The sequence below is a fragment of the Oceanipulchritudo coccoides genome, from assembly GCF_010500615.1.
Lineage (GTDB): Bacteria > Verrucomicrobiota > Verrucomicrobiia > Opitutales > Oceanipulchritudinaceae > Oceanipulchritudo > Oceanipulchritudo coccoides.
In genome coordinates, this window is sequence record NZ_JAAGNX010000002.1 from 1 (window position 1) to 2,439 (window position 2,439).

At 43.3% G+C, this 2,439-nt stretch carries 7 protein-coding genes; 6 read left to right on the forward strand and 1 reads right to left on the reverse strand.

Annotation, left to right across the window (positions count from 1 at the left end; genetic code table 11):
- Window positions 1-36 precede the first annotated feature (36 nt).
- The 6 genes from G0Q06_RS05600 (at window position 37) to G0Q06_RS05625 (ending at window position 2,273) form a co-directional block, all read left to right on the forward strand.
- A complete protein-coding gene (locus G0Q06_RS05600) occupies window positions 37-273 on the forward strand; it encodes a hypothetical protein (RefSeq protein WP_163961200.1) in 237 nt (78 codons plus the stop codon).
- 41 nt (window positions 274-314) lie between these two features.
- Complete coding sequence (locus tag G0Q06_RS05605) at window positions 315-626, forward strand: hypothetical protein (RefSeq protein WP_163963353.1); 312 nt, start codon at window positions 315-317, stop codon at window positions 624-626.
- Window positions 627-714: 88 nt separating this feature from the next.
- Entirely contained in the window at window positions 715-1,161 is a 447-nt protein-coding gene (locus G0Q06_RS05610; RefSeq protein ID WP_163963354.1) for a ribonuclease E inhibitor RraB, read from the forward strand.
- A gap of 82 nt (window positions 1,162-1,243) precedes the next feature.
- Window positions 1,244-1,627 carry a hypothetical protein gene (locus G0Q06_RS05615; RefSeq protein ID WP_163963356.1) on the forward strand — a complete coding sequence of 128 codons (384 nt, stop codon included), beginning with the start codon at window positions 1,244-1,246 and terminating at the stop codon, window positions 1,625-1,627.
- A 117-nt stretch (window positions 1,628-1,744) separates the two neighbouring features.
- Window positions 1,745-1,951, forward strand: a complete 207-nt coding sequence (locus G0Q06_RS14750) for a type II toxin-antitoxin system HicA family toxin (RefSeq protein ID WP_163963358.1) — start codon at window positions 1,745-1,747, stop codon at window positions 1,949-1,951.
- Complete coding sequence (locus tag G0Q06_RS05625; protein WP_163963360.1) at window positions 1,935-2,273, forward strand: type II toxin-antitoxin system HicB family antitoxin; 339 nt, start codon at window positions 1,935-1,937, stop codon at window positions 2,271-2,273. The genes G0Q06_RS14750 and G0Q06_RS05625 overlap by 17 nt, the downstream gene beginning before the upstream one ends.
- Here G0Q06_RS05625 and G0Q06_RS14460 read toward each other — a convergent pair.
- Window positions 2,237-2,439 (reverse strand): hypothetical protein (locus tag G0Q06_RS14460; protein WP_238710354.1); only part of this gene is annotated, 203 nt, incomplete at its 5' end. The genes G0Q06_RS05625 and G0Q06_RS14460 overlap by 37 nt on opposite strands.

Genomic DNA, 2,439 nt, shown 5'->3' on the forward strand with positions numbered 1-2,439 from the left:
GTTGTGCAGAATATCGAGATAACAGGTGCGAAATAAATGAAGAAAGCAAAAAGTTTTACTTTTCCGGTTCTGGTTATTCTTCTCCTGGCCACGCCAGGATTTATACTTGTTTCCCTGCAAGATGAAGATTTCTCCTACGGAAAACTTTTCGGTGCAGTAATTTTGTTTCTGCTGCTTCTTGTTATGCCGTTTTTTGTAATCGAGAAAATGAACAAGAACCGAGAGAAAGTGAAAGGGGCACAACCAGTCGCTGGTGGCAACGCCGCTCGCTAGCGCTCGCAGGCGTGCCACAGCTTTAACGTTCGACAAAGCAAATGAGAATAATCTGCATACTTTTCTTTGGCCTAATGGTTTTGGGTTGTTCTCAAGGAAAACCAACCGCCGAGGAAGTGCGGAAAGAGATAGAATCGGTGATCCAGATTGGTGACTCGAGAGAAAAAGTAGAGGAAGAGTTAAAGAAATTAGGAATCCCCTTCGACTACGATCGTCATCAAAACCGTTATCAGGCATCGCGTAAAACAACATCGAAAGACAATTACCATACAGTCGTAATATTTTTAAACCTAGGAGATTCAAACAAGTTTGTAGAAAGTATAAATATTGAAAATGTGTATACAGGACTTTAGCAGAGTTAGTCGAACCAGTCGCTGGTGGCAACGCCGCTCGCTAGCGCTCGCAGGCGTGCCACAGCTTTAACGTTCTCCAAAAATATTCATGAGGAAAATCCTTACCACTGTTCTAATTGCTATGAGCATATTTTCTAAGATATTCGGAAGTAGTCCGGAAAGCGGAATTGAAATCCCGAATAAAGTTATCTCGATCAAACAGATTGAGGAAATGTTTGTGAGTATGTCAAAAAACCCAGGGTGGGACATGAATGGGCCACTTCTTTGGGGATACTTCTTTACAAACACGACTCCTGAGCAGCTTGAAAAGACAATGAAGATCTTAGAGGAAAGGGGATACAGGTTTGTAGAAATATTTGTAAGTAAGAAGGACAATCCTGATGATCCTGATCTTTTCTGGCTGCATGTAGAGAAAGTAGAAACTCATACACCGGTTACTTTAGATAAGAGAAACGACGAGTTTTACATTCTAGCTGATGAACTTGGATTGGACTCATATGACGGAATGGATGTTGGACCGGTTGAAAAGGAGTAGGGGAGAACCAGTCGCTGGTGGTGACGCCGCTCGCTGACGCTCGCGTCGCACCACAGCTTTAACGTTCGGCAGAATAGCAAAAATGAAAATCCACAGCATATTAATTATTTTTAATATCATCCTTCTATCAGGTTGTACTTCAGCATACAATATTTTCATAGAAACCAAAGATAATACACCTGTGAGCATTATGAGTGAACGTATTAGCAAGCACTATTCTGATATTGGATTTAGTGTAAGTGGAAAAGCTGATTCAACCCTATTTACTTTAGGTCAATGGTATTCTAAAGGTCACGCAGGCATACATCACGCAGAGCGAGAAAACAGACTATGGATTTGGATAATGCCTCCACCCCAGTCTGATAGTGCAATAGAAATACTACACGACGTACAGGCGATAATTGATGCGGAGTTTCCTGAAGCTAATATAAGAGTTGTAGAATCACGCTCTCCCGATCTCAGATAAAAACAAGGAGCCGAACAAGTCGGTGGAGCTAACGTCTGAGGCTCCGCCTCATCCGTAGCTCACCTTTACGTTGTGGAAAGTCTTGACACGTGATACTGCTTTAGTACTAAATAGACGATGCCTAGAAAAATCCGAGAACTTCTGTCTGTCCTGAAAAAGAATGGATTTTCAGATCGGGGTGGAAAGGGAAGCCATCGGAATCTGAGACACCCGAAGGGAATTCGGATCACAATTTCGGGAAGACCGGGAGATGATGCGAAGCGCTATCAGGAGAAAGAAGTCGAATTAGTACTAAGGAAAGTAAGAGATGAAAAAGAAAAGTGATGCCTACTTGAAAGTTGTTGAATGGAGCGAAGAGGATCAGTGCTACATCGGGACCTGTCCTGGGCTTATGTTTGGTGGCGTGCATGGACATTCTGAAGACAAAGTTTATAAGGAATTATGCCAGGCGGTTGAGGAATGGATAGAGGATTCAGAGAAAGAAGGAATTCCGCTTCCAGAAGCTACGGCTGGGAGAAATTACAGCGGTAAGTTTGTTTTACGAGTTGGAGAAGAATCTCACAAAGCACTCACGATCCGAGCCCTCCAGAAAGGTGAAAGCCTCAACTCCTACTGTAAGAAAGTATTGGAGAAGGGTGCTGTTTGATTGAAGAGCCACAACCAGTCGCTGGTGGCAACGCCGCTCGCTGACGCTCGCAGGCGTGCCACAGCTTTAACGTTGTGCAGAATATCGAGATAACAGGTGCGAAATAAATGAAGAAAGCAAAAAGTTTTACTTTTCCGGTTCTGGTTATTCTTCTCCTGGCCACGCC